The 25938-nt window shown below is 63.6% G+C and carries 19 protein-coding genes and 1 other annotated feature; of the genes, 10 read left to right on the top strand and 9 right to left on the bottom strand.

Annotated elements, in window-relative coordinates:
- Window positions 1-21 precede the first annotated feature (21 nt).
- Window positions 22-378: a TDT family transporter gene (locus tag ACUYM2_RS04540; protein WP_481598995.1), complete on the top strand. Its 357-nt coding sequence runs from the start codon at window positions 22-24 to the stop codon at window positions 376-378.
- A 359-nt stretch (window positions 379-737) separates the two neighbouring features.
- Here the strand turns inward: ACUYM2_RS04540 and ACUYM2_RS04535 are convergent.
- The 6 genes from ACUYM2_RS04535 to ACUYM2_RS04510 form a co-directional block, all read right to left on the bottom strand.
- Window positions 738-2002, bottom strand: a protein-coding gene (locus ACUYM2_RS04535) for an IS3 family transposase (protein ID WP_481598994.1) whose coding sequence is annotated in 2 segments (ribosomal slippage) — window positions 738-1729 and window positions 1729-2002 — 1266 coding nt in all. Because the reading frame shifts where the segments join, the coding sequence is not laid out codon by codon here.
- Window positions 1599-1733, bottom strand: a sequence feature (AL1L pseudoknot). (Overlaps the previous gene by 135 nt.)
- Before the next feature lie 90 nt (window positions 2003-2092).
- Entirely contained in the window at window positions 2093-2407 is a 315-nt protein-coding gene (locus ACUYM2_RS04530; protein WP_481601400.1) for a M48 metallopeptidase family protein, read from the bottom strand.
- Between the two features lie 14 nt (window positions 2408-2421).
- Entirely contained in the window at window positions 2422-5367 is a 2946-nt protein-coding gene (locus ACUYM2_RS04525) for a type I restriction endonuclease subunit R (protein ID WP_481598993.1), read from the bottom strand.
- Window positions 5364-6602 carry a restriction endonuclease subunit S gene (locus ACUYM2_RS04520; RefSeq protein ID WP_481598992.1) on the bottom strand — a complete coding sequence of 413 codons (1239 nt, stop codon included), beginning with the start codon at window positions 6600-6602 and terminating at the stop codon, window positions 5364-5366. The genes ACUYM2_RS04525 and ACUYM2_RS04520 overlap by 4 nt, the downstream gene beginning before the upstream one ends.
- Window positions 6599-8434 (bottom strand): N-6 DNA methylase, encoded by a 1836-nt coding sequence (locus ACUYM2_RS04515; protein ID WP_481598991.1) that lies wholly within the window; start codon window positions 8432-8434, stop codon window positions 6599-6601. The genes ACUYM2_RS04520 and ACUYM2_RS04515 overlap by 4 nt, the downstream gene beginning before the upstream one ends.
- Before the next feature lie 868 nt (window positions 8435-9302).
- Window positions 9303-12458, bottom strand: a complete 3156-nt coding sequence (locus tag ACUYM2_RS04510; protein ID WP_481598990.1) for a DEAD/DEAH box helicase — start codon at window positions 12456-12458, stop codon at window positions 9303-9305.
- Between the two features lie 101 nt (window positions 12459-12559).
- Here ACUYM2_RS04510 and ACUYM2_RS04505 point away from each other — a divergent pair, with 101 nt between their 5' ends.
- The 4 genes from ACUYM2_RS04505 (at window position 12560) to ACUYM2_RS04490 (ending at window position 15384) form a co-directional block, all read left to right on the top strand.
- The gene (locus tag ACUYM2_RS04505; protein WP_481598989.1) at window positions 12560-13333 is read left to right on the top strand and encodes a GIY-YIG nuclease family protein; all 774 of its coding nucleotides are present in this window, start codon (window positions 12560-12562) and stop codon (window positions 13331-13333) included.
- Window positions 13334-13680: 347 nt separating this feature from the next.
- Window positions 13681-14565 (top strand): HAD family hydrolase, encoded by an 885-nt coding sequence (locus tag ACUYM2_RS04500; RefSeq protein WP_481598988.1) that lies wholly within the window; start codon window positions 13681-13683, stop codon window positions 14563-14565.
- Window positions 14531-15055, top strand: a complete 525-nt coding sequence (locus ACUYM2_RS04495) for a hypothetical protein (protein WP_481598987.1) — start codon at window positions 14531-14533, stop codon at window positions 15053-15055. Before ACUYM2_RS04500 ends, ACUYM2_RS04495 begins: the two co-directional genes overlap by 35 nt.
- Before the next feature lie 170 nt (window positions 15056-15225).
- Complete coding sequence (locus ACUYM2_RS04490) at window positions 15226-15384, top strand: hypothetical protein (RefSeq protein WP_481598986.1); 159 nt, start codon at window positions 15226-15228, stop codon at window positions 15382-15384.
- 211 nt (window positions 15385-15595) lie between these two features.
- Here the strand turns inward: ACUYM2_RS04490 and ACUYM2_RS04485 are convergent, their stop codons facing one another.
- Entirely contained in the window at window positions 15596-17008 is a 1413-nt protein-coding gene (locus ACUYM2_RS04485; protein WP_481598985.1) for an amino acid permease, read from the bottom strand.
- A 55-nt stretch (window positions 17009-17063) separates the two neighbouring features.
- The gene (gene hisC / locus ACUYM2_RS04480; protein WP_481598984.1) at window positions 17064-18161 is read right to left on the bottom strand and encodes a histidinol-phosphate transaminase; all 1098 of its coding nucleotides are present in this window, start codon (window positions 18159-18161) and stop codon (window positions 17064-17066) included.
- Between the two features lie 93 nt (window positions 18162-18254).
- On the opposite strand from hisC, the gene ACUYM2_RS04475 reads away from it, so the two are divergent.
- From ACUYM2_RS04475 to ACUYM2_RS04460, 4 genes are all read left to right on the top strand, one after another.
- Window positions 18255-18758 (top strand): Lrp/AsnC family transcriptional regulator, encoded by a 504-nt coding sequence (locus ACUYM2_RS04475; protein ID WP_481598983.1) that lies wholly within the window; start codon window positions 18255-18257, stop codon window positions 18756-18758.
- 120 nt (window positions 18759-18878) lie between these two features.
- Window positions 18879-20564: a thiamine pyrophosphate-binding protein gene (locus ACUYM2_RS04470; protein ID WP_481598982.1), complete on the top strand. Its 1686-nt coding sequence runs from the start codon at window positions 18879-18881 to the stop codon at window positions 20562-20564.
- A gap of 35 nt (window positions 20565-20599) precedes the next feature.
- Window positions 20600-21565: a lipid kinase gene (locus ACUYM2_RS04465; RefSeq protein WP_481598981.1), complete on the top strand. Its 966-nt coding sequence runs from the start codon at window positions 20600-20602 to the stop codon at window positions 21563-21565.
- A 118-nt stretch (window positions 21566-21683) separates the two neighbouring features.
- The gene (locus tag ACUYM2_RS04460) at window positions 21684-23354 is read left to right on the top strand and encodes an alpha-amylase family glycosyl hydrolase (protein WP_481598980.1); all 1671 of its coding nucleotides are present in this window, start codon (window positions 21684-21686) and stop codon (window positions 23352-23354) included.
- Window positions 23355-23522: 168 nt separating this feature from the next.
- On the opposite strand, the gene ACUYM2_RS04455 is transcribed toward ACUYM2_RS04460, so the two are convergent.
- The gene (locus ACUYM2_RS04455) at window positions 23523-24335 is read right to left on the bottom strand and encodes a hypothetical protein (RefSeq protein WP_481598979.1); all 813 of its coding nucleotides are present in this window, start codon (window positions 24333-24335) and stop codon (window positions 23523-23525) included.
- Between the two features lie 133 nt (window positions 24336-24468).
- Here ACUYM2_RS04455 and ACUYM2_RS04450 point away from each other — a divergent pair, with 133 nt between their 5' ends.
- Window positions 24469-25704 (top strand): ScoMcrA-related endonuclease, encoded by a 1236-nt coding sequence (locus ACUYM2_RS04450; RefSeq protein WP_481598978.1) that lies wholly within the window; start codon window positions 24469-24471, stop codon window positions 25702-25704.
- Window positions 25705-25938: the final 234 nt, after the last annotated feature.

The following is a 25938-nucleotide window of genomic DNA, read 5'->3' as shown; positions in this document are numbered from 1 at the left end:
CATGGCCAGTGGATCGTCTCGGTGGGACTCGAGCTCGAAGGCTTCCACGACCTGTCAGCGGCACTCCTTGTGGTGTGCGCGCTCTCCTACGCAGTGATCCTGGTGCCCAGCGTAGTCCGGCTGGTCCGGCTTCCCGCCGACATGCGCCGCGACTTTACGGGCCCGGGCCGGGCGTTCGACTCCTTCACCTTTATTGCCGGAACGAACGTGCTTGGCGCCCGGCTTGGCATGGCGGGGTGGCCAGGTGCGACGGCGGCGCTCCTCGTGGTTGCGGTGCTCGCCCGGGTAGTGCTTGGCTACGTCGTGCCGTGGACGGCTCTGCTTGGGCGGGCGGAGCGGCGGGTGGTCAAGGATGTCAACGGCAGCTGGTTCATCTGATGCGTAGCGAGCCACTCCGTGGCGGTCGCGGGGCGTCCCTCGAAACCCTTGCGGTCCGATCACGGCCCTAACCACAGGCTCACCATGCGAGTACCGAATTACCCGCTTCATGCTCTAGGAGCAGACCGTCGTCGAGGATCGTTCGGAAAATGCCGATCTTGGGACTTCGGGCCCCATGCTCTCTGGAACCACCTGCCACATGTCATCGCTGACAAACACAACGGAACCCCGACGAAGGTCGGCCGCCCGCTGACCATCTGATAACCGCGCGGTGCCGTGGTCCTCGTGCGGCCAAGGAGCGCTATACCCCGCCGTCCAACCTCTCAAGAACCCATGATCAGATTGAACCGTACCGGGTTTTAGGCCGTCTTCTTGCTGGTGGCCTCGTCGTCTGATGAGGCGTCTATTTGAGCATAGTAGTTCTGCTCGAACTCGTCGGGCGGGATCATGGACAAGGTGCTGTGAAGCCGCTTGGTGTTGTACCAGTGGACCCAGTTCATGGTTGCCTTCTCCACATCCGCCAACTGCTTTAGCGGGCCTGTCATGAAGGGACTGCCTTTGCGGACGCATTCGTTCTTGTACAGACCGATCGTGGATTCCGCGAGGGCGTTGTCGTACGCGTCGCCGACGCTGCCGACGGAAGCCGCCAAGCCTTCAAGCAGCAGTGCCTCTCCGAACCGGATCGAGGTGTACTGGGAGCCGGCGTCACTGTGATGAACCATGCCAGCAGGGACCGGCGTTCCGGCATGATCCCGGCGCCAGAGCGCCATCTTCAAGGTGGTGAGCACCATGTCCGTGTCCTTGATCGTCGAGCCGTGCCACCCCACGATCGCCCGGGAGAAGACATCAATCGCGAAGGCCACGTACGCAAAGCCGGCCCACGTTCTGACATAAGTGAAGTCGGTGACCCACACGGCGTTCGGCCGGGCCGCGGTGAAGTCCCTGTTCAGCAGATCCGGGGCCCGCTGGGAGTCCTTCGCTGGCGCACCGGCTCTGGGTTTCCGGCCCCGGACGAGGCCGTTCATGGCTTCATCCCGCATGAGCCGGTCGACGGTACATCTGGCCACTTCGTGGCCCTCTCTGCGCAGCCAGGCTGTCATTTTCCGCCGTCCGTACAGGGACTCGGGTTTCTCTGCGGTGTCTTTCAGCGCGTTGACGATAGCAGCGTCCGTGACAGTCCGGGCAGCGGGTGCTTTGGATTTCCAGGACCGGTAAGTCCGCGGGGCGACCTGAACGCCCTGCTCACGCAGGACCTTGCAGGCCGGCTCGACCCCGTGGCCATCGGCACGCATTTCGTCGATGAATCCGGCTATTTGCGGCGGCGAGGGTCGAGCTCCCTCGCGAAGAAAATCGAGGCTTTCTTCAGGATCTCGTTGGCCTCCCGCAGTTCCCGGTTCTCACTTTCCAGCTCCCTGAGCCGGGTCTGCTCGGCACTGGTGACGCCGGGACGTTCGTCGGCGTCGATCTGGGCCTGGAGAACCCACCGGCGCAGGGACTCCCTGCCGATATTGAGCTTGGGTCCGATGGCGGAGCAGGCGGCGAAAACGGAGTCGTACTCACTGAGGTGGTCCAGGACCATCCGCACGGCACGCTCACGCTGGTCCTGGGGGTATCGCTTGGGCATGATCGCCATCCTTCACAAAAAAGGAAGCGGCATCAAACCCGGTACGGTTCAGATTCTCGTCCAACCGCGCTGCACGGTTTCCAGAGTCGGTCACTTGCGCACCTCCCTGACCTGACTCGAATCCTCAAGCTCGCGCCAACGGGGTACAAGAGCGGTCATCATGGCGGTGAAGGCCTTGCCGTGGGAGCGGTAGCGCAGGTGGAGAAGCTCGTGAACGACGACGTAGTCCTGGAACTCCTTGGGCATGTCGACGAGGTCGGCAGCCAAGGTGACCACGCCGTCGGAGGCGCACGAGCCCCACTTTGTCTTCAGATCGGCAATCACAATTAGCGAGGGGTTCACGCGAATCCTAGTCGCCCAGGCCATCGCCCTGCGAGTCAGGATCTGGTCGGCGGTCAAGACCATCTTGAGGCGTGCCATTAGACCTTCTCCAACACATTCATGACGTTCTCGATGATTTCGTTGCACTCCTTGACGGGAACCTTGTTGTCCAGCAGGGGCTTGTAGAGGCCGCTGCGCAGGCGACGACGCTCGTCAACATTCTGCTTCCAGTGTGGGAACTGATCGACAGCGATCTCGATAGTCGTAGCTATCCCCTGGATGTCCGCTGTCGACCCCGCCAGTGCCGTCGCCTTGCTGAGCGTCGCATAGATACCGAAGGCACGATCGGACAGGCCGCTCCTCTTTGCGAATTCGCGCAGCTTGTCCTTCTCCTCGGCTATAGCCTTCAGTTCGTCGAGAGCGGCGAGGCCGCTGACCTTGCGTTGCTCGAGGCCCTCGATAACGCGGTCTGCCTTCTCCTTGATACTCTGAAGCACCACTGCGGCAGCGGGGTTGTCCTCCATTTCCTTCCGCAAGCCGCGTAGGAGGTTGTAGATCTTCTCCTCCGGTGGCCCGTCGTCCTGGACAAGCGCCTGGAGAGTCTGCACGTCGAAGGTGGCCACCTTGGTGAAACGGCCCAGGCCGTCCTGGGTGGCACTCTCCTCGATCAGGCGCTTGGTCTTGTGCTCAAGGTCAGCAGTGAAGCTGGCCGCTTCGGAGTAGGCGTTGCGAACCGCCGCGTACAGAACAGAAAGCCGCTTGTACGTCGCGATGTGATCACGCAGCTCCGCTGATGGCGAGATTATCTCCCACAGCGCCTCGATGTCGCGGTAGTCGTCGAAGAACTTCTTGCGTTCCTCCTCCGGAATGAACTTGCCGTAGACCAAGCTCTCAAGCTGCTGGTCGGCACCCTGTCCACTCTCGACCTGGAGGTACTCGTTCGACGCGGCGCCGATCTTAAGCAGCAGATCCGCTGTGAGCACGCCGAGGTCCTGAAGTGCCCCCTCTACATCCGCGGAGTCGAAGCGCAAGGCCTTGTTCAACTCCTTAAGGATGCCGACGAAGTCAATGACCAGCCCGATCTTCTTCTGCACGCCCTCGCTGTCGATGTATGGTCGGTTCACCCGGGCGAGCGCCTGCAGCAAGACGTGGTCACGCATCGGCTTATCGAGGTACATGGCGTATAACACGGGCGCGTCGTAGCCGGTGAGCAGCTTGTCCGTGACGATGAGAATCTTGGGCTGCTGGTTGGCCTTCTTGAACTGTCGACGTACCTCCTTCTCCCGGTCATCAGACAACTGGAGTTCGTACACATCGGGGCGGTCGACCACGTCGTTGACGTTCTTGCTGTAGACCACCTCAGACCACTCAGCCGGCAACAGCTCGTCGAGCGCTCGCTTATACTTCGCGCACGTCTCGCGATCGACGGCGACGAGGAATGCCTTGTACCCGAGCGGGTCGACGTTCTCCTTGAAGTGATTGGCGACGAACTCGGCTACTTGCTTCACACGGCTGTCGGCCCCAAGGAAGGTACGTAGCCCAACGGCTCGCTGCAGGACCTGGTTGAGTTCGTCGATGTCGGTGACGTCCTCGTCCGATGCGAGGGCATAGAACTGTTCGTCGAGGTCCTCGGGCTCCATCGACATCGAGGAGGGCGCCAGCATGTACTTGATTGGCAGCGTCGTCTCGTCGTCGATCGACTCGATGATCGAGTACTTGTGCAAGTAGCCCTTCTCGTCCTGAGAGCCGAAGATCTGGAACGAGCCGGAGCCGCCTCCCTGCGTCGCGCCGACCGGTGTGCCAGTAAAGCCGATGATGGTGGAGTTGGGCACGGCAGCCATCAAATACGAGCCGAGATCGGCCGCCACGGAGCGGTGCGCCTCATCGATGAAGACGTAGACGTTGTCGCGGTCGGAGCTGTCCTTCCGGATGGTTTCGAACTTGTGAATCATCGACACGACGAGCCCCCGGAAGTCTGAGTCGAAGACGTCCTGAAGGTCGTCCCTGCTGTTGGCTCGCCGTACCGGGATGTCATTCGCCTGCATCTCACCAAGCAGCCTGTCGACCCACTCCTTGAGTTGGCCCTCCAGCTCCGTCCGGTCGACGACAAGGATGACGGTCGCGTTCTTGAAGCGGTCCTTCTGGCTCAGAATCAACTGAGCGGCGGTCAGCAAAGTGAAGGTCTTGCCCGAGCCCTGGGTGTGCCAGATCAGTCCGCGGTTCTTCGTCGAGTCGGCGCAGCGTTCGACGACGGCATCGACAGCTCCCCGCTGGTGCTCGCGGAGAACGGACTTCCTGGTCTCGCCGTCCTCGACATAGAAGAGCACCCATTCACTGAGCGTGCGCAGGAAGTCCCGCGGCTCGAAGAACGCCTGCACTGCGTCGCGATAGGACTCATCACTCGTGTGTTTCCATTTGAAGAGCATGCGACGGTTGACGTTCCACGTGACGCCGTACCAGTAGTCGATCAGGTGAGTCTCGTTATGGAGTTGCGCGTGGGCGAGGAGCTCGGGGGTCTCCTTCTCGTAGCGTCGGAGTTGGGTAACCGCCTTGGCCAGGGCGTCGCGGTCCTTTGGGTTCTTGTGCTCAACGATCGTGACCGGAATTCCGTTGAGAACAAACATGACGTCGGCTCGGTTGCCCTTGGCACGGGCCGGCGGCTCGATCTTCCACTCCCACGTAACGTGCAGCGCGTTCTGGTCAGGGGAGACTAAGTCGACGACTTGCACTGCGCGATGGCGCTCTTCGTTCTCGTCGTTCCACTGACGCTCGCCACGCAGCCAGCGCAGCACCTCGCGGTTGCCCTCGATCGTAGCGGGGAGGGCATCGATGCTCTCCACGATCGCACGCGCCTGGTCCTCGGTAAGCCACGAATTGAATTCCTGGAGCTTGTCCTCCAGCACCTTGGGAAACAGCATGTTGGCGCGCCCCCGACGCATGCCCTCGGCCTCGTCAGGGGTCAGCTGATCCCAACCGACAGCGGACGCGTGTTTGACCATCGGGAACTGCACTGACTTGGCCTCGGATATCTTGATCTGGCTCATGCGGCACTTCTTTCTACTTTGGGCAGACCGTTGAGGTCCAGATCATCAACTGTGACCTCTCCCGTCATCAGCTTCTGCAGCAGCGACTTGAAGAGCTGGTCGAGTGCGTCGCGCTTACGACGATGCAGGCCGATCTTACGATCGAGCGCATCCAGCACATCGACAATCTCCTGCTGTTCCACGCGCGTTGGCGGTACAGGGACATCTATCTTTCGAACGATGTCGAGGTTGAGGTTCTGCTGCTGGCCGCCATGGGCCAGCGAGCGGATCGCTTCATACCTCGAGGTCAGGTACTGGTAGAGGTACTGCGGAACGACAACGTCATCGGCCGGGGTCATGGCCGCACACGCCTGATTGCAGGATGCTTCGATGCCAAGAACCCCGACCTTCCCGCGAGTGACGCCCTGGCCGTACATAGCCATGAGGAGCGTGCCAGGCTGCAACATCTTTGCGGCCGACCGATCGAGCCCAGCCTGAGTGATATGCTCCTCCGTCGCATTGATGACGGAGTAGTTCACTTCAGTTGTCTTGACCCATGGGATGGTGCCTTCGGACCAGTAAGCAGCGTTTCCTCGCGAAGGCGTACCGCCTGAGACGACTGAGAAATGTTCGCCGACGGTGGCCAGCGCCCAACTCTCTGGAATCGGACCGATCTCGGTCTCCTGCAGCGCTTCTCCTCGGAGGCCTCGCGTGAACAGCTGGCGCATCGCAGCCCGCTTCAACGCGGAGGCGCTGAGGATGCCTCGTTCCGTTGCTGTGCGCAGGTCAAAAAGACTCCACATGAGTGTCGCGACGGACGCCTGCGCGAATCGATCGAGGGGGGGCAACTCGTATGTCTTGATGTGCGACCAAGAGGTTCGGGGGTGCTGGGCCCCTGTCACACCTTGCATTGCGAACTCGATGAAGGACGGCGAGTGAACAACACAGGCGAGGTACTCGGGGTTCACCCCTTGCTTGGGGCGCAGAACTAGCAACTCCGTGGTCGCAAGTCCAGCCCGGTCCGCGAGGACGGCCTTATCGAGGTAGGGCCGAAGCTTTCCGTAGAGAACGTCGTTCGACTCGAAGGCGAACTTCTGGCTCGTTGCATCACTCGCGACCCCAAAGCCCATCGGTCGAAGACGGCCCGGCTCAAGGTGCTCCAAGCCCAAATAGGGGGCAGCCGGCGTCACGGCTGGGTCGACCTGCCGACTGATCAAGTCACAGATGTCACTTAGGCAGATGGGTGACTCGATCATGCGAGCTTCCTCAAGCTTGCGAGCGCACCCTGCAATTGCCCCTCAAGCTCAGTCTCTGCATTCAGGCACTGTTCGAGCTCGTCCAGCAAGTCCACGAGAGCACCAGTAGCATCCTCGCTGATAGTAGAAGCCCAGCGGCTCGGGCTAAGGTTGTAGTCAGCCTCGGCGACTTGTGCACAGTCCACGATCGCCACCTCGCCATCAAATGGCTTGCCCGCGTTGTAGAGGGTTGCGAGGTCGGCTACGTCCTCGTCGGCCAGGTGGTTCTTGGGCTTGCCCTTCGTGAAGCGTTTGCTGGCGTTGACGAGAGTGATTTTGCCCTTCTTCGGCTCAGGCTTCCGCTTGTTGATTACCACGATGACGCCAGCAGCAGTCGTGTTATAGAAGAGGTTCTCCGGCAGTAAGATGACACCCTCGACGAGGTCGTGGTCGACGAACCACTTGCGGATGTTGCGTTCTTTGTCCTCGTTCTTCGAGCCCGATCCACGGGTGATTGCTCCAGTGTCAAGTACGACTGCCGCGCGACCGGTATCCTTGAGCACCGAGAGCGTGTGCTGCAGCCAGGCCCAGTCCCCTCTCCCCGATGTTGCACCTCCGTTCCTGAGGAAGCGGTCGTAAGGGTCATCCTCGAAGAGGCTCGCGCTGAGGGGCTGGTTCCACATGGGATTGGCGACAACCAAGTCGAATTGGTCGAGCGAACCTGACGGCATGCGAAATTTCGGGTTGATCATGGTGTCGCCGCGCCGGAGGTCGACGTCCATGTCGTGGATGATCGCGTTCATCCGCGCGACTGCGTAGCTCTCGGCCTGGAGCTCCTGCCCGTAAAGCTTCAGAGGCACCCTTGCTGTCGGATCGAGCTCGTTGGCGACGAGCTGGAGCTTGATCAGGAGCCCGGCCGATCCGCAGGCATAGTCGTGACACGTCTGCCCCGGCTTGGGGCGAAGGATGCGCGCCATCAGGAAGCCGACCTCAGTCGGGGTGAAGAACTCACCGGCGCTCTGGCCGGAGCCCTCCGCGAACTTGCGGAGCAGGTACTCGTAGGCGCGACCGAGGAAGTCGGGCTGCACGTCGGCGAGACCCAAGCGATAGCGCGGGTCCGAGAAAGTTTCCACAACGCCGTTGAGCTTGGCCGGGTTGATATCGCGCTCACCGTTGCGCTCGGCAGCGAAGTCGATCACGTCGATGGCACCAGCGAGGCTTGGGTTGTAGCGAACTACGGCGCGCACCGCCTTGGTGAGGTGCTCGCCGACGTCGCGGGGCCGAGTTGAGCGGCCACGCTCGTCGTCGGGCCAGTCGTGCTGTGCCCGGCCGTTAATGACGGCCCATCGCGCCTCGGCAGGGAGGTAGAAGCGGAGAAGATCATGATCGTTGTCCGCGATCTCAAGGGCGACATCGCGGGCGCCGTACTCCTCAGCGAGTCGATCGATCTCATCGTCGAAGACATCGGATAAACGCTTGAGGAAGAGCAGCGGCAGCAAATAGTCCTTGAACTTAGGCGCATCCTTCTCCCCTCGGATCGAGCAGGCCGCATCCCATAACATCTGCTCCATCGGTTTAGTGGTAGGCGTGGCGGGCTTGGCGTGGCGACCGCGACTGCGGGTGATGACCGTGCCACCAGTGACGGGAGGGGCAGCGCCGAGATCAACGCCCGCCTCCACAGCCAAGGCCACAATCCTGGTCAACTGGGCCTTCTGGGGCTTGTTGACACCTCCCTCCCACCGGTTGACCGTGGCGAACGAGACACCGAGCCGCTCAGCCAATTCGGCCTGAGTAAGGTCTAGGTTGGCACGTATCGATTGTAGGAGCGGCGGAGCAACGGCTAGTTCTGTCATGTCTGTTATGTTTGCACAGTGATATAGCAGAATTCAACTGCGAGCAAGGTGTCTAACCACAACGGCATAGTTCTCCTCGGACAGCCTTTGACGTCGGGGGCCGCGCCGTCTCCTCGATTCGACGCCAACCCAGCAGGCACTGCGGACCCCGGAATGGATCACCGACGAGACAATTTCGTTCTCCGGGGCCCACGAGGCACAGGTAAGACGTTCCTTTTCCAAGCTCTCTACCAGCGTGCCGTGGAGGTCAGCTGGCAGTTCTTCTGGCCGCCGGCGAGCCGATTTAGCTGGCCCCCGGTGGGCAGAAACTATGGTCGTTGAGAGGTGCTCACCGCGCTAAAGCCGCCGCGGTCGCGAAGACGTCAGCCGGCATTGGCCGATGCAGCTCCCACGTAATCGCGGTCGGCTTCTCACCCACATGCGGCACCTGTTGCGTATATTGCTTAAGGTCACCAGCGAAAGGCCCAGGAGGGCGTATCGCGGGCGGGTGGACCCATGGCTACGCGCGCTCTTGAAGCGCTCTGAGGACCGCACCCGAAAAACAGTCGCCACCGCCGAACTATGTTGGCTGTCGCATTGTCGCTTGCTGTTTTCTCACGCCGTAGTCTCGACCCCACGCCCGTGCCGTGCTGGGCGGCATAGTGCAGCAAGCTTCCTCTTGGCATTGGACGCGAAGGCCTTCAGCTCCACGGTCTTGAGATGTCCGGGTGTAGAAGCAGACTCGCCGATTCACGATTCTATTCTGTAATGTGCTTCAACGAATCCCGGGAAAGCCAGAGTTCAGGGCCTTCGACGCTGAAAAGGTCGTAGAGCTATATTGATGTCTGCAGGGAATGCCATCGCATCGAAATGAGCTGTTAGTGGTGACTCACTGTGCCACAGCAGCAGCCGTCGCGAACACATCCGCCGGCATCGGCCGGTGCAGTTTCCAGGTAATCGCGAGCGGTTTCTCCCCCTTGTGCTGGACGTAGTCCACCTGGCCAAGGCAGGTGTACGGAACGGTCAGCCCGGTCTCGTCCTCTGACGTGTCCCGGGTGAAGATTAGGATCTTCGAGCCGTGCGCGGCCCGGTCCAGGTAGCGCTTGCCAGTCGGGCTTCCCGGAGAGGTCGCGTTCTGCGATTCCCAGTGGAACAGCTCCGGGCTGATGGCGTAGTCCTTGTACATCGTGGTGGCCGAGTGCTTCTTGTCGTCCTTGTTGAGCGTGACGAAGAAGGCGTCCGTGGATGTCGCGGGGCACCAGGCCACGCCCTCCCGATGCTGTACGTTCTTGCCGAGCTCCAGCGATCCGTACTGCAGCGCCGCCAGGACCTCTTCGCGCCGGTACGTCGCGTGCGAGAGCAGCGGAACGTGCTGCAGCCCCGCACCCAAACCCTTTGCAGCATGCTTTGACGCGGCCACTCCGAGCTTCACGACCTGGCGGATCTCGCTGCAGACAAACTGGTAGCCGCGCAGGTAGTCCAGGCCTGCGTCGTACGAGTGGAAACCGCCGCCGTCGTCCCAGAGCGTGTAGAAGAGCATGCGGGCGAACGTCTGCTCGCGCATTCCGAGCTCCGAGTAGCGGGGCGCGTCGGGGCAGACGAGCATCGAGTACGCCGCGGCACGTTCCGGGTCATCCACGTGGATCAGCGCGGCCATCCGGCCCAGAAGCCCCTTCTCGTCGGCGTCGGAGAGCTCCCGGATCCTTCCGCTGAGGACCGACTCCAACGGCGAGAATCCTTCGATCAGCCCGGCCTGGCGCAGGTAACCGGTCCACGAATCCCTGGTCGAGCGGTAGATCGACTTCACGTCGTTCCCGGACCGCTGCAGGTAGGTCTCCAGTTCCGTCTCGGCGTACGAGGCGATGTCGCGGACCAGCTGGGCCCGGTTGAACCGCAGCTGGGCCTTGATGTTGTCCAGCACGACTTTCTGCGCCACCCGGTCCAGCACGATCTGCGAGCCCGACGGAAGGTACGGGAACTCGTCCTCGATGGCCTTTTCCAATTCCTTGCGCCCGTAGCCGGTAAGCGCCCGGTAGCGCAGATCGAAACGGAATTCACGGCGCTGCTGGCCGATGAAGTCCATGACGGTCAGCACCGCCTTACCTTCGGCGCGGCGCAGCCCGCGCCCCAGTTGCTGGAGGAAGATCGTGGCGCTCTGCGTGGGCCGGAGCATCAGGATGGTGTCTACCTGCGGCAGGTCAAGGCCTTCGTTGAAGAGGTCGACGGCGAAGATGCAGTTGATTTCGCGTGCGGCGAGACGTTTCAGCGCCGCCGCACGGTCGGCGTCGTCGGTGCTGCCGTCGACGGCGACGGAGGCGATCCCGGCGCGGTTGAAGACCTCGGCCATGTAGTGTGCGTGCTGGACCGAGACGCAGAAGCCGATGGCCCGCATCTGCTCGGCGCTGGTGACTTTGTCGCGGAGCTCGCGGATCACCTTGGCGGCGCGGGCGTCGTTGCCGGTGTAGAGGTTGTTCAGCTGGGCGGTGTCGTAGTTGCCGCGCTTCCATTCCAGCTGGCTGAGGTCGACGTCGTCCGAGACGCCGAAGTAGTGGAAGGGCACCAACAAATCGGCGTCCAAGGCGTCCCAGAGGCGCAGTTCGCTGGCGGTGCGGCCGTCGAAGAACTGCTGGGCGACGTCGACGCCGTCGCCGCGTTCCGGCGTCGCCGTCAGCCCGAGGAGCTGCTGCGGCTGCAGGTGATCCAGCAGCCGGCGGTAGGTGGGGGCCATGGCGTGGTGGAACTCGTCGATGACGACGACGTCGAAGAAGTCGGGTGCCAGCTGTTCGATGCCGAGGGAGGACAACGACTGGACCGAGGCGAAGATGTGCTTCCACTGCCGGGGTTTGTGTTCCCCGACGTAGAGTTCGCCGAAGGCGCCGTCCTGCATGACGTCGCGGTAGGTGCGCATGGCCTGCTTGAGGATTTCCTGGCGGTGCGCCACGAAGAGCAACTTCAGGTCCTTGCCGGCCGCCTCGCAGAGACGCTTGTAGTCCAGGGCGGCAATGACGGTCTTGCCGGTGCCGGTGGCGGCGACCAGGAGGTTGTGGTTGAAGCCCTTGAGCCGCTCGGCCTCGAGGTCTTCGAGCATCTCCTCCTGGTGGAGGAAGGGTTGGAGCTCGAGGCCGGTGGCTGCCCCGGGGACGGCTGTACGGCGGCCGCCGTTGCGTTCCAGTGCGGCGTCCAGCTTTTCGCCGTCGCGTTCGGGGTCGTAGCTCTGGAAGGCGCGCTGTTCCCAGTAGCTGTCGAAGGTGACCTCGAACTTTTGCAGCAGGGTGGGCGTGCCGACGGAGCTGAGCCGGACGTTCCATTCGAGGCCGTCGAGCAACGCCGCCTGGCTGAGGTTGGAACTGCCGACGTAGGCGGTGTCGAAGCCGGAGTTGCGGCGGAACAGCCAGGCCTTGGCGTGCAGGCGCGTGGCCTGGGTTTCGTAGTTGATCTTCACCTCGGCGCCGTAGCGGTTGACGAGTTCGTCGATGGCGCGGCGTTCCGTGGCGCCCATGTAGGTGGTGGTGATGACCCGAAGCTTGGCGCCGCGCTCCTTGAGCTGCGCGAGGGCTGGTTGGAGGAGCCTCAGTCCGGTCCAGCGGACGAACGCGCAGAGCAGGTCAACTGTGTCGGCCGACTCGATCTCGGTTCTGAGTTCCGCAGCGAGGTTCGGATCGTCCTTGCTGTTGGTGAGCAGGGCGGAGTCGCTCAGCTTGGTGGTGGGGCGGCGCAGGTTGCGGCGCTTTAGCGTGTCCGGGCGGTGGAGGGAGTGGAGCTGGGTGGGACCTGGGGCGATTCGGTCTCCGGTGTTCAGTTCCTGGAGGATCTTGTTCGCGAGCGTTACGCGGTCGTTGGGTTTAGCTGCGGCGAGGGCCCGCCGGACTGCTTCTGCGACGTGGCGGGAGAGGATATCCGGGGAGTCTTCGTCTTTGATTTCTGCGAAGACTGGCTGGAGTTCCGCCTCACCGTGCAGCAGATCGCCCAGAGCGGCCGTGCTGAGTAGTTCGTACAAGCCCTCGGGCAGCTGCTCCGCGGCCACTCCCCCAATAGAATTAGTCACTGCGCCAGGGTACTTCAAAGACGAGTGGCATTCTCCGAAGGGATCTACCTTATTCTGACAGCCCGGCTGGCAGGTTCTGTGGAGTTCGCTACCATGCAACAATGGAAGCAGAACATGAAGCTCACAAATGGACGATACCTGAGCCCTGCGAAAGGGCCTGGACAGCCACTCCATTATCTCCCGGAGTTTATAAATGGTTCCTTCATGGCGATCTCCCTGTAGATTTCTATTGGCCTCCGGGACTGGCTCCTATAAAACAAGGTGACTTGATCTACATCGGACGGGCGACTTCTCTCCGCGCTCGCGCGAAGCATCACAAACTCCTGGCGTCTAAGTCAACACTTCGGAGGGCGCTCGCAGCGCTAATGGGCATGCAGGCCGAATGGCGAGGAAAGTCGGCTCACCCGGGCCTGATTCAGGACCATGAGGCGAGGCTAACAAGGTGGATGACCGAGAACCTGTCCATGTCCTTTGTGACAATCGATTCAGCGCCACTTGTGGAAAACACAGAGAAGTCACTACGCGCTTCGCTGAAGCCCCCACTGAATCGCGACGGATTGACGGCAGAACAGCGGCACACCAGTAGCACGGCTGCTGCGATGCAACGCAAAGCTTTAGGTGGCCGGGGCTCAACAACCGGCGGTTCCGAAATGAAGACCGAACGCGGAGCCTCCACCCTCAGTCCGCAATCTACGCCCACAAAAAGGGAACTGATAGCCGAACGAATGGCCACTGCAAAAGCACTACATGAGGAAGGATGGACGCGTTCGCAGATAGCCGAGCGAGTGGGCGTCCACACGAGAACGATTGATGGCTATGTCGCCAAGCTGCGGTCTCGCGGAGAGATCGGCCCCGGTCAATCTCGGATTCGCTGATCGTGGGCGGAAAGCAAGTATCAACTGTGGAAGCCTGACGTCTCGGGCCCGAATCCACTGTCTGTCGCCACGACCCTGACAGGGACCGGCGCTTGAGGTTCCCTGCGAACGTTCCTCGAAAGCACGACGTGGGTCGAAACTTACTCGTTAGTCGCCGCTCATCGCCGACAAGAGGGACAGACCCGCGACTGAGTTAATCTCATACCTCTGAAGGGGAGGGAAGTCCGCGTTGGCGCACGCCAAGTGTGCGAAGGGTTCACGCGTGTCGGCAAGTCCACAAGTTCTTAATCCACCGTCACATCACGCGCAGCACTTCGTTGTCATAGGTGCTGGATATACTCCGATGCATGCCTTCACAAGAGACGAAGCCCTCTGTATCCCTGCTCGTGACAGACCTAGACAACACACTCTGGGACTGGTTCCATGCCTGGTATGCATCCTTCGGGGCGCTACTCGACGGCGTTGTCCAGGAAACCGGGGTCCCGAGGGAGCAGCTAGAGGAGGAAATCCGAGCAGTCCACCAGCGGCGGGGCACCTCCGAGTATTCCTGGCTGCTTTATGAACTTCCCTCCGTGACTAAGTTTTGCGGCGACAAGGATCCTTTCAAAGTTTTTCGGAATGTGCTCCATCAGCAGAACTCCGCGCGACTTCACGAAACGCGCCTGTACGACGGTGTATTGGAAACGTTGCAATTTGTCCAGGAGGCAGGCGTTCCGATAGTCGCGTATACGGAGTCACAGTCTTACTGGACCAAGTGGCGGATGACGAAACTTGGACTGGACGGAATTATCGATTGCCTCTATTCGTCACCCGACCATGACTCACCGAACGGTTTGTCACCCGAGGAAAAGCGCTTTGACCCCGCCGAGGATATGGCTTTAAAAAGGACAGATCACCGTCACGTGCAGGGAGGGATCCTTAAGCCGAACCCCGCCATTCTTAGAGACATTCTCAGTAGGTACGATGTCCCACTGGATGAGGTGCTGTACGTAGGCGACAGTCTCATGAAGGACGTCGCCATGGGCCAGGCAGTCGGGGTCATGGACGCGCACGCGCTATACGGGGTGGCGCATGAGAAACCAGCGTACGATCAGTTGCGGAGAGTTTCACATTGGACTCAGGAGGACGTTGAACGTGAACGACTTGCTGCCCCCGAAACGACACCAGAGCCGACATACATCATAACCAAGGGATTCGATGAGATTCTTCAACAGTTCACCTTCCGTGCCTAGCCCAGGCGCTCTCAGCGATGATGAGAAGAAGCTTCTTATGGATGCGTGGAAGAAGGCCATTGATGTTCAACAGCATTTCAACGACCTAAGTTGGAGAATCCGGGCCCTCTGGCTCACCGCTCTTACCTTCACCCTCGGCGCCACCTTCTTGGCATACAAGGACTCGAAGGTTGTGGCCATGGGATTCCTGGGTGATAAGTCGCCAAGTCTGGTCATTCCAGTGTTGGGATTGTTCTTGTGGGTAGCCTTTTGGTTCGTAGATGCGGCCTGGTACCACCGGCTTCTTGTAGGCTCAGTTAAGGAAGGCGCTCGGCTGGAAGGAGTCCTCACGAGTGGCGGCACAGACGTAGCTCTCACGAAGGCCATTGGCGATAGCAGCCCGGTCTCGACAGCATTCGGCGTTATGCATTCCAAGCACAAACTTAATGTTTTTTACCTTCTCGGAGGGCTGCCCTTGCTGATCACCATTGTGTTTCTGCTCTGGCGGTGACCGGACCGATCTAGCATCGGTGTCATGAACCAGACACTTGACTCCTTGATCAGCCAACTTGAGAGGTTTAGGCGGGCACGCGACCCTGGCTATCTGAGGCAGGCGAGCTTGCGGCGGAGCTTCAATGGTCCGACCCGGCCGACTTGTCCCAGGAAACAATCAGCAGGGCGATGGACGAAGCCGCAGCTCTCTTGCTCTACCAGCTGAACGCGCTGCCTGATGAATCGATTTTCCTCGACGAGCTTGATCTTCTTGTTGATCTCTATGACCGGGCAGTAGCACGCCGGGAACACCCATCACCCCAATATCCCGGCAGCTCGTCACTCTAGTCCGAGGTGATCCTGAAGTGAAGGATCGCGAACCAGTCTTTGCCCCGATGAGCAGTGAGGAAAATCTGGTTAAAGCCTTTTCGCGCGTTGACCCTCAACGCCGGCAGCCACGCCCCGGCTCGGCGCCACAGGACGGAGGGACGCGCCCCGCCAAAGCCGGACGCGCCCTCCGAACGCATGGGACCCACCATGCGTGTCCGCCGCACGTGACTTAGTCGATCAGCACCGGTTCCTTGGCACGCTCCGGGGATTCCGCGACCAGCGCAACCTTCTTGTTCCGCTGGTTCAGCCAGCAACCCACCGCAAGAAGCGCCACCAGGGCGAACGTGCTCAGCAGCTGCGGACGGGAATCCTCGCCGATGAAGCCCACCGTGAAGATCGCCGCGAGAATCACCAGGCCAAACACCGTGAGCCCGGGGAAGCCGGGCATCCGCAGGGGCAGCTCCGTGCCCGCACGGTCGGCGCGGAGGCGCAGCGCGAGCTGGGCCAGCAGGGCGGACGTCCACACCAGCAGGCACGTCGAGCCCACGATGTTGAGCAGGATGGGAAGGACCGTTTCCGGGAAGGCCAGCTCCAGCACCACCGTGACCACGCCGAAAGCGACGCTGGCCAGGACGGCCACCACCGGCACCCGGGCCTTGGACACCGAGGCAAGCAGGCGGGGTGCTTCACCGCGCTCCGCGAGGGAGTAGGCCATTCGCGAGGCACCGTAGAGGTTGGCGTTGAGGGCCGAGAGCAGCGCGGCGACGGCCACCAGGGTGATGGCGGTGGCCGCACCGGGCATGCCGGCGGCGTCCAGCACCGCGGCGAACGGGCTCTTCAGCCCGTCCGATCCCACGGGGACCACGGCCGCGATAATGAAGATCGCACCGATGTAGAAGATCAGGATGCGCCACAGCACCGTCCGGACGGCCTTCTTCACGCTGCGGGCCGGCTCGGCGGTCTCGGCCGCGGCCACGGAGACAATCTCGGTGCCGCCGAACGCGAACGCCACCACGAACAGCGCCGTCGCAATCCCGGCAAAGCCGCTGGGAGCGAACCCGGCGCCCGTGAAGTTGGACAGGCCCGGCGACTGCACGCCCGGCAGCCAGCCGAAGAGCAGCGCAGCGCCCACCAGCAGGAACCCGATGATCGCCGCCACTTTGAGCAGCGCGAACCAGAACTCGAACTCGCCGAAGTTCTTGACGCTGGTGAGGTTCACGGCGGTGAGCACCACGATGAAGACGAAGGCCATCAGCCACACCGGCAGGGCCGGAAAGATGGTGGCCAGCAGGCCGGCCGCACCGAGCGCCTCGGCCGCGATGACCACCACCAGCTGGATCCACCACAGCCAGCCGACGGTAGCGCCGGCCACCGGCCCGTAGGCCTTGGCGGTGTAGACGGAGAAGGCGCCGCTGTCCGGGTTGGCGGCGGCCATCTCGCCGAGCGCCCACATCACCAGGATGATCAGGGTGCCGGCGACGAGGTAGGAGAGCAGCACGGCCGGGCCGGCGGCCTGGATGCCGGCGCCGGAGCCGATGAAGAGGCCGGCGCCGATGGCGCTGCCCAGGCCCATCATGGTGAGCTGGCGGGGTTTTAGGGCCGCGCCGAGCGCGCGGGCAGACGTCTCTGTCTGTTGTTCCATGGGGATTCCTCTGGTTGTAGGCGGGACGGAGTTGGGGGTTGGGGTAAGTCAGTTGTCAGCCGGCGTGGGCGGCCAGGAGCCGGAGCACGCGGTCGTTGGCGGCGGGGTCGGCCACGGTGATCCGAACGCCGTCGCCCTGGTATCCGCGGACCAGGATGTCGGCGCGGTCGAACGCGTCCACCAGCGCCTCCCGGAGGGTGTCATCCGCGCGGATCCACAGGAAATTGCCCTGGCTTGGCTGCAGTTTCCAGCCCTGCGCTTCCAGCTGCGCGGCCATCCGGGCGCGCTCCTGCTTGACCGCTGCCACCCGCGCTTCCATCTCGTCCCCGGCGTCCAGCGACGCGATGGCCGCCTTCTGGGCCAGCGCGCTCACCGAAAAGGGCAGGGCGGTGCGGCGCAGTCCCTCGGCGATGTCCGGGGCGGCCACGGCGTAGCCCACGCGCAGGCCGGCGAGTCCGTAGGCCTTCGAGAAGGTGCGCAGGATGCAAACGTTCGGGTACCGGCGGTAGAGCGACAGGGAATCGGGGCCGCTGCCGGCGTCGGCGTACTCCACGTAGGCCTCATCGACCACGACGAGGATGTCCGACCGCACGGACTGCAGGAAGGCCTCGATGCGCTCGTGGCGGATCGGCACGCCCGTGGGGTTGTTGGGGGTGCAGAGCAGGATGACCTTGGTGCGGTCGGTGACGGCCGCAGCCATGGCCTCGAGGTCGTGGCCCTCGGCGTCGTCCAGCGGGATGCGGACCGGCCGGGCGCCGGCCAGCTCAACCAGGATGGGGTACGCCTCGAAGGAGCGCCAGGCGAAGATCACTTCGTCGCCGGCGTCGCACAGTCCGGTGATGATCTGCTGGAGGACCCCCACACTGCCGGGTCCCACGGCGACTTCCGCTGCGGTGACGCCCAGGTGCCGGGCCAGCCGTTCGCGGAGTTCGACGGCGGCGCTGTCCGGGTAGCGGTTCATGGTGCCGGCCGCTTCGGTCACGGCAGCGGCGGCCGCGGGCAGCGGCTCGTAGTGGCTTTCGTTGCTGGCGAGGGCGGCAATGTCCAGGCCGGCACCCTTCCGTCCCGGAACGTAGGCCGGCAGTCCGGCCACGGCGCCGCGAAGAGCGGGAAGAACGGTGTCCGGCGCGGTCAGGAGTTGATCATGGCTCATGAGGTCCGATGATGATTGTGACTCGCCACACAATGCAAGATACCCTCATCACATTGGGACTTCTGCTCAACTTCTACAGTCTGCGGTGAAAATATGACCACGCCGAACCCTCGTGCCCTGGATTCCCTCGACGGCAGGATCATCCTGGCCATGGACCAGGATCCCGAAGCCAGCGCCCTGGCCCTCTCGCGGACCCTCGGCGTCGCGCGGAACACTGTCCACGCCCGGCTGGCGCGGCTGGAACGGAGCGGCGCCCTCCGGTCCTTCAGCCGCCGGCTGGACCCCGCCGCGCTGGGCTATGAGCTCATGGCCTTCCTCTCGTTGTCCATCAGCCAGACCCGGACCGGGGCGGTGGAAGACGGGCTCGCCGCGATCCCGGAGGTCATCGAGGTGCACGCCACCACCGGGGATGCGGACCTTATGGCCAAGGTGGTGGCCCGCGGCACGGCCGACCTCTACCGCATCACCAACCAGATCCTGGAAATCGACGGCATCCAACGGACCAGCACCGCCATTTCCGTGCTGGAACTTATGCCCCCGCGCTACGACGGCCTCCTGGCTAGGCTCTCGGAGCAGGAATCCCGCCCCGCCGACTAAGGCGCAATGACCCGCACCACAGGTGAGCAGATTTTCACTCCGTACGGCTCATTAGTGCCAAAAGTCCCAGCCAAAAGCAGCGCTCTTGCCGGTTCGTGACCCAGCCCACAAGCTTTCAGCATGACCACTCTCACCGTTTCCGGCCGCGTGGCACAGGTTCTCAGCAGCTACCTCACCGATCTGTTTGGTGTCATGGGCAACGGAAACGTCTACTTCCTGGATGCCGCTGAGCAGCTGGGCCTCCGCTTCTCCGCCGTCCGGCACGAGGGCGCCGCCATCGCCGCAGCCGACGCGTACTACCGGACGTCAGGACGCCTCGCCGCGGGCACCACCACCTACGGCCCCGGCTACACCAACGCGCTCACCGCACTGGCCGAAGCGGTCCAGGCGCAAATCCCCGTCGTGCTGGTCACCGGGGACGCACCGAGCACCGGCGCCCGCCCCCAGGACGTGGACCAGGCAGCCATCGCCGCAGGCCTCGGCGCGGCCACCTTCACCGTCACCCGCGACGCCGCTGGCGCCATCACGCAGCAGGCGGTGGAGTACGCGCTCACCAAGCGCACCGCCGTCGTGATTGCCATCCCCTACGACCTCGCGGCACTCGAGGCGTCAGAGGAAGAGCTCCCGGCGCCGTTGGCACCGGCCGTGCGCGACGATGTCGACGGCGGCGGCCACAGCGACCTTGCGCAGGTAGCCCGCCTGCTCGCCGGGGCGCAGCGGCCGCTAATCCTCGCCGGCCGCGGCGCGCACCTCGCCGGCGCTGGCCCGGAGCTCCGCGAACTCGCCGACCGCCTCGGCGCACTGACCGCTGGAACCGCGCTGGCGCTCAACCTCCTCGAAGGCGACGGGTATCTCGGCGTCGCGGGCGGCTTCGGTACTGACACCGCGGCCGGGCTCATGGGCGAGGCCGATGTGGTCCTCGTAGCCGGGGCAAGCCTGAGCCCCTTCACCATGCGGTTCGGGCACCTGCTCGGCCCCGACAGCACGGTCATCCAGATCGACGCCGCCCTGCAGCCGACGCACCCCCGGGTGGACACGTTCGTCAGCGGGGACGTGAAGGCCGCTGCGGAACGCCTCCTGACGCTGCTGGATGAACCGGCCGCGCCCGCCGCCGGCCCCTCCGGAGCCTGGCGCGCGGAAGCCCGCAAACGCCTGGCCGAGGGACCGGGCCGCCACCCCGGCGCAGCGGAGACCCCGGACGGCCGGCTGGACCCGCGCTCCCTCGCTAAGGAACTGGACGCGGTGCTGCCGGAGCGCCGCACGGTGGTCCAGGACGGAGGGCACTTCGTCGGCTGGGCACCCATGTACTGGCGCATCCCCAGGCCGCAGGACCTGGTCATGGTGGGGACCGCCTACCAGACCATCGGACTGGGCCTCGCCAGCGCCGTCGGGGCGGCCCGCGCGGTGGAGGACGGCCGCACCCTGGTGCTGGCCTCCGGCGACGGCGGTTTCCTGATGGGCCTCTCCGACCTCGAGTCGCTGATCGGCGCCGCCCGCAGCGCCGTCGTCGTGATCTACAACGACGCCGCCTACGGGGCCGAAATCCACCAGTACGGATCCCAAGGCCTGACCGAGAGGCCCATGCTGATCCCCGAGGTGGATTTCAGCGGCGTCGCCCGGGCGTTGGGGGCCCAATCGGCGATTATCCGCTCGCTGGACGACCTGTCCGCGCTCACGTTCTGGATCGACGGCGGGGCCAAGGGAACCTTCGTGGCTGACTGCCGGATCACCGCCAGCGTCCGGGCCCCGTGGCTGAGCGAGTGGATGGCGGCCTCGCAGGCCGCGAAGGCGGCGGTGGCCGGCTAACGGACTTCACAGGTCCGCGGGCTACCCTGATCCCCATGAAGGCAGCCCGGGACGCACGCTCCGCCGCCGTGGTGATCAACGCCGGATCACGCCGCGGGGCGGCGTCCGAGCAGGCCGTGGACGCGATGCGCGCGGCAGGCGTGCCCGTTACCGCCGTGCACCGTATGCGGTCCGGGGCAGACCTGGCCGCGACGCTTGACCTGGTGCTTGCGGACGGGCACGACCTGGTTGTAGTCGGTGGCGGCGACGGGACCGTCTCCTACGCCGCCGGCCGGGTGGCCGGCACCAACGTGGTGCTCGGCATCCTCCCACTGGGCACCGCCAACGACTTCGCCCGCACGCTGGAGATCCCAAACAACCTCGCCGAGGCTTGCGCCACCGTCGCCGACGGCAAGGTGGTGGACATCGACCTCGGCCGGGCCAACGGTGAGTCGTTCCTCAACGTCGCCTCCGTGGGCCTCTCGGTGGCGGTTACCGAGGCGCTTACTCCCCGCTTGAAGCGGCACCTCGGGCCACTGGCCTACAGCATCGCCACCCTGCGCGCTTATACCCGGCACAAGCCGTTCCGGGCCCGCCTCGAGTTCCCGGAGGGGGACCACCAGCCGCTGGAGCTCGGGGATCTGCTGCAGGTGGCGGTGGGCAACGGCCGGCACTACGGCGGCGGCAACACGGTCTCCCCCACCGCAGGGATCGATGACCACCTCCTTGATATCTACGCCATCCTGGCAGGGCCTCTGCGGGAGCACGTGAGCATCGCCCGGCTGCTCAAGGACGGCAGCTTCATCAAGCACGACCGGGTGTACCACCTGACCACCAGGCGGGTCCGGCTGGTCACCGACCAGCCGCTGCCGGTGAACCTCGACGGCGAGATTGCCACCGCCACGCCCGCCGATTTCACGGTCCAGCGCAACGCCGTCCACGTGGTGGTGCCCCAGGCCAGCACCAGCGCCGTATTCGACGGGCCGGGCACCGCAGGCCCTCCTGAGGGCGTTGTTTCCTAAACAGTCACGCCCTGGCCGCCTCTCCCCTTAGTGTTGGTGCAGCCAACGAAACAGTTTGCCTTAGGCTTCCGTAGTGCGTTCGCGCAGCACCCGCAGGCACACTCAGGGAGGAGAAACAGTGGTCACCATCCGCGATGTCGCCAAGTACGCCAACGTCTCCCCCGCCACTCTCCCTGCTGCAGAGGAAACCGCTCTCACGCCGGACGTGCAGTGGTGGGAATCCGCGGTGATCTATCAGGTCTATCCGCGCTCCTTCGCCGACGGGGACGGCGACGGCGTGGGCGACCTCGCCGGACTCGCCGCCCGGCTGCCGTACATCGCCTCCCTGGGGGTAGACGGGATCTGGATGACCCCGTTCCAGCCCTCCCCGCAGGTGGACCAAGGCTACGACGTGTCCGACTACTGCGGCGTGGACCCGCTGTTCGGAACTCTTGCGGAGTTCGAGTCTTTGTTGGAGCGGGCGCACTCTTTGGGGTTGCGGATCCTGCTCGACGTCGTCCCCAACCACTGCTCCTCCGAGCACCCGCTGTTCCAGGCAGCGTTGGCGGCTGGGCCGGGCTCCCCGGAGCGGGAGATATTCCACTTCGTCCGCGGTCCTGGGGGTGACGTTCCCCCGAACAACTGGCAGAGCGTGTTCGGCGGCCGGGCGTGGAGCCGCGCCAACCCCTCGTCCGGGACAGACACCGACTGGTATCTGCACCTCTTCTCCGCCGGCCAACCGGACTGGAACTGGCGCAACCCCGCCGTCGGCGACTACTTCGACGGCGTGCTGCGCTTCTGGTTCGACAAGGGCGTGGACGGGCTGCGCATCGACGTCGCCCACGCGCTGTTCAAGGCCGAGGGGCTGCCGGATTCGCCGTCGGAGGGCGGCGTGGTGGACGGGCTGCGGTCCAACCCGCAGGTCTCGGACCAGGAGGAGGTCCACGAGGTGTACCGTCGCTGGCGTGCCCTGGCCGAGCAGTACGAGCCGCACCGCCTGCTGGTGGGCGAGGTGAACCTGGAGCCGGCCCGCGCTGCCCGCTACACCAGGGCCGATGAGATGCAGCAGGCCTTCGCCTTCGCTTTCGTGAAGCTCGGCTGGGACCCGGAGGCCTGGGCCGCCGTCGGCAACGACCTCGAGGCCGCGCGCAAGCTGCACGGGGCGACGCCCACGTGGGCGCTGGAGAACCACGACATTGTCCGCACTGCGACCCGCTTCGGCGGCGGCCACGTCGGTGCCCAGCGTGCGCGTGCGGCGCTGGTGGCCCTGCTGGGGTTGCCCGGCCCGGCGTACCTGTACCAGGGCCAGGAGCTCGGGTTGCCCGAGGTCGACGTGCCGGTCGAGGCCCGGGTGGACCCGATGTGGGCCCGCGGCGGCGTCTGCCGCGACGGCGCCCGGGTGCCGCTGCCATGGACCGAGGATCCAGCGCTGCACCACGGCTTTGCACTCGGCACCGCTGAAGGGCCATTCTCCGAGCCCTGGTTGCCGCTCCCCGCCGGCTGGGGCAGGCACGCCGTCGAACGGCAGGAGCAGGACGCTGAGTCCGTCCTGAACCTCACCAAAGCGGCGCTGGCCCTCCGCCGGAAGCTGTGGAAGAACGAGGTCTTCACCGCAAACGACGGCGGCTCCTGGCGGGTCGAGGCCGGGAACCTGTTGATCTGCGAACGCAGCACCGACTTCTTCGTCGCCGTCGCGATGGGCACCGAGCCGGTGCAACTGCCGGCCGGTTCCGTGCTGCTCAGCGCCGCGCCCCTGACGGAGGAAGGCTGGCTGCAGCCGAACAACGCCGTGTGGGTATTGAAGGGCTGAGCACGTTGCAGGGTTGCGGAGGCCTGCCATACGAAAGGGCCGGCGCGCGTTTCTAAAGGCGAGGTGGCTGTGGGCCAAACGCTAAAGTGCTGGGCGGTTGCGCCGGGTCGCGTTGCCGGCGTCAGCTGGACTCATGGTTTGGGTCAGCTCTGGCGGCTCGGCCTCTCGCTATTTCCCGACAACCTCCAGATCGATTACTTCGGCGTCAATGATCTCGGCGTCGTCGGTTCGGTGTCCTGGCTTGGTCAGCTCCAGGCTAGCGAGGTGCTTCTGCAGCCGTTTGGACATGGGAAGGAATGTGCCCAAGGTGAGGCCTCCGGAGAGAACTGCTCCGACGATGGGGATAGCCTTTGCGACTCCGCTGGCGAAAAGCTTCTTGGTCATGCTCACACCGAGATAGCCGGCCACCTTTTTCACGATCGGATAGATGACACCCTGAGTAAGTGCCTTCTGCGGCAGTTTCTTGGCAACGGTGGCGGCGACCATGCCCGCGACTCTTGCCACTCCACTCTGGGCGATCTGCACGCCGAACATCACGCCCACGAACAGGATCAGCATGCTCTCGGTGGCTTCATCGATTTCGTCGTCATCATCGGCGAATAGGTCAGGCCAACTGTAGATATACGCCAGCTTCTGGGCGATCCGAAGCATGTGACTCAAGTACTGCGCGAGGTCGGCTGGGACAGTGCCGATCATTGCCAGACCGCCGGGGATACCTGCGACGGTTGATATGCCTGTGACCTTGCTCGTCTCATAAGCGATCGAGGTGTTTGCGATCTCAGCGATGACCTTGAGTGGAATGCCCGCTGCCGCGGGACTTTCGGCGATTGCCCTCTTGATCTGTTCCTCGGTGCAGTGGCGCTTGAGTGCCGTTCGGAGATAGGCGGCCCTACTGATCCTCACGCCTGGCAGCTTCGCCGCCGCGTCCAGCACCTGGGTGAAATTCGATCCAGGGTTATCAATCTCTTGGGTTTCGGTCATGAGGTAGATCGTATCTGTGGGCTCCGACCTACACCGGTATTTGCCCGTCCGAAAATGTTACTCTCCCGTTCCTTCCACTTCCAAGGTTCTTTTGAACTCATGGGCAAGTCATAAATCAGGTATGAATGGGGATATGAAGAGATCATGGGCCGATTTGGAGCCTCGAAGCATCGACCGCGCAATTGAGCTGTGGCATGAGCTCGGAAGCGAGGAGTTCATTGCCCGGACCCGATTTAAGGAGTCTCACCGGTACGTAGTGATCGACCGAGGGCAGTCGATTGCAAGCAAGCCACTGGTCGCCATGGCCTTCCAACTGCAATTCGGCTGCGGCAAGGACGGGCCTCCGCGGCTGTCCGGGGGAGAACAGACACGGTCCATCTTGAATCGACTGGGATACGAGCTGGTGGACATTCACGGAGAGAGTCTCGAAGGCACAGCCGAACCTCTCAGGATCGAAGTCAGTCCGAGCACGAATTTCTGGTGGGCGAACCAGTCGGTGAACTTCGACCCCGTCTTTAACGACGGTACCCTGTGGGCTCCCCTGAAGGATCGCCGTGGCCAACAGGTTGACCACTGGCGCACTCTTGACGGTGTGTCCCCAGGGGATCTCGTCTTCCACTATGCCAGCCCCGAGATCCGGGGCGTCAGCCGCGTGGCAACTATGCCGCGACCGGCCTATCCGCCTCGCGGCTATGACGATGTGCCTGCCGACACGAAGGGCACATTGGTTCTCACGGAGCCGGTGTATGAGATCCGTGTTTCACGGGGTCGGGCTCTGAACGCGCTCGACGTCGGCCAGGGTCCGATCACCGCAAGCGGGTCCCTTAGGAACGGCTATTTCTTTCCCCTCGACCCTGGCCGCGCACTGGAGGTGTTGCGGCTCGCAGGCATTGAGCCCGTCACCGGAGCAGCCGAGGAGCGAGGGGAACACGCTGAACCGTTCGAAGGCTATGTCGGCGGTCCTAGTGACAGGTTGGCAGTAGTGGCAATCCGGGCAGAGCAGCGGTTTCTGCGGGACCAGCAGCTGCTGCGCTGGGGTAGCTCGTGCGCACTTTGTGGACGCTCGCTCCCCGAAGAACTAGTTGTCGCGGCGCATATCAAGCCCCGCTGGGCATGCTCGGAGAACGAGCGCATGGACACACGAAACGTGTCCATGCTCGCTTGCCTGTTCGGCTGCGATGCGCTCTTTGAGCTCGGCTATGTTGTCATCGGTGATCAGGGAATCATCGAACACGGCAGCCGCGGTTCCGAGCAAGCTGCGGACCGGATACGGGACATCATCGGCCGGAGATGCACGGCCTTTGGCGAAAAGTCCCGGCAGTACTTCGCTTGGCACCGACAGCACAATTCGGCCAAACGCGGCAAATAGCGGTTGAGGGAACGCTGCCTTTTTTCTCCGCTAAGTGCCCACGTCCAACCTAACCAGATCGTGCCGCTGAATACCCTCGGAATGGGCCTGCAGATGACCCCGTCTTTCTATAGGCGGGTGCCTCACGGCGGAACCGCCTGGCCTTCACGGGCCTCGTATATAGACCGCTCGGGTGCGTGTCCCTCGACTATTAGGAGAAGTTCACGAGCTACAGCGGAAGTCCGTCCGAGAAGC

This window comes from Arthrobacter sp. SD1074B (assembly GCF_056780195.1).
Note: the sequence above shows the minus strand (reverse complement) of the source record. Positions and strands in the feature narration are given on the sequence as shown.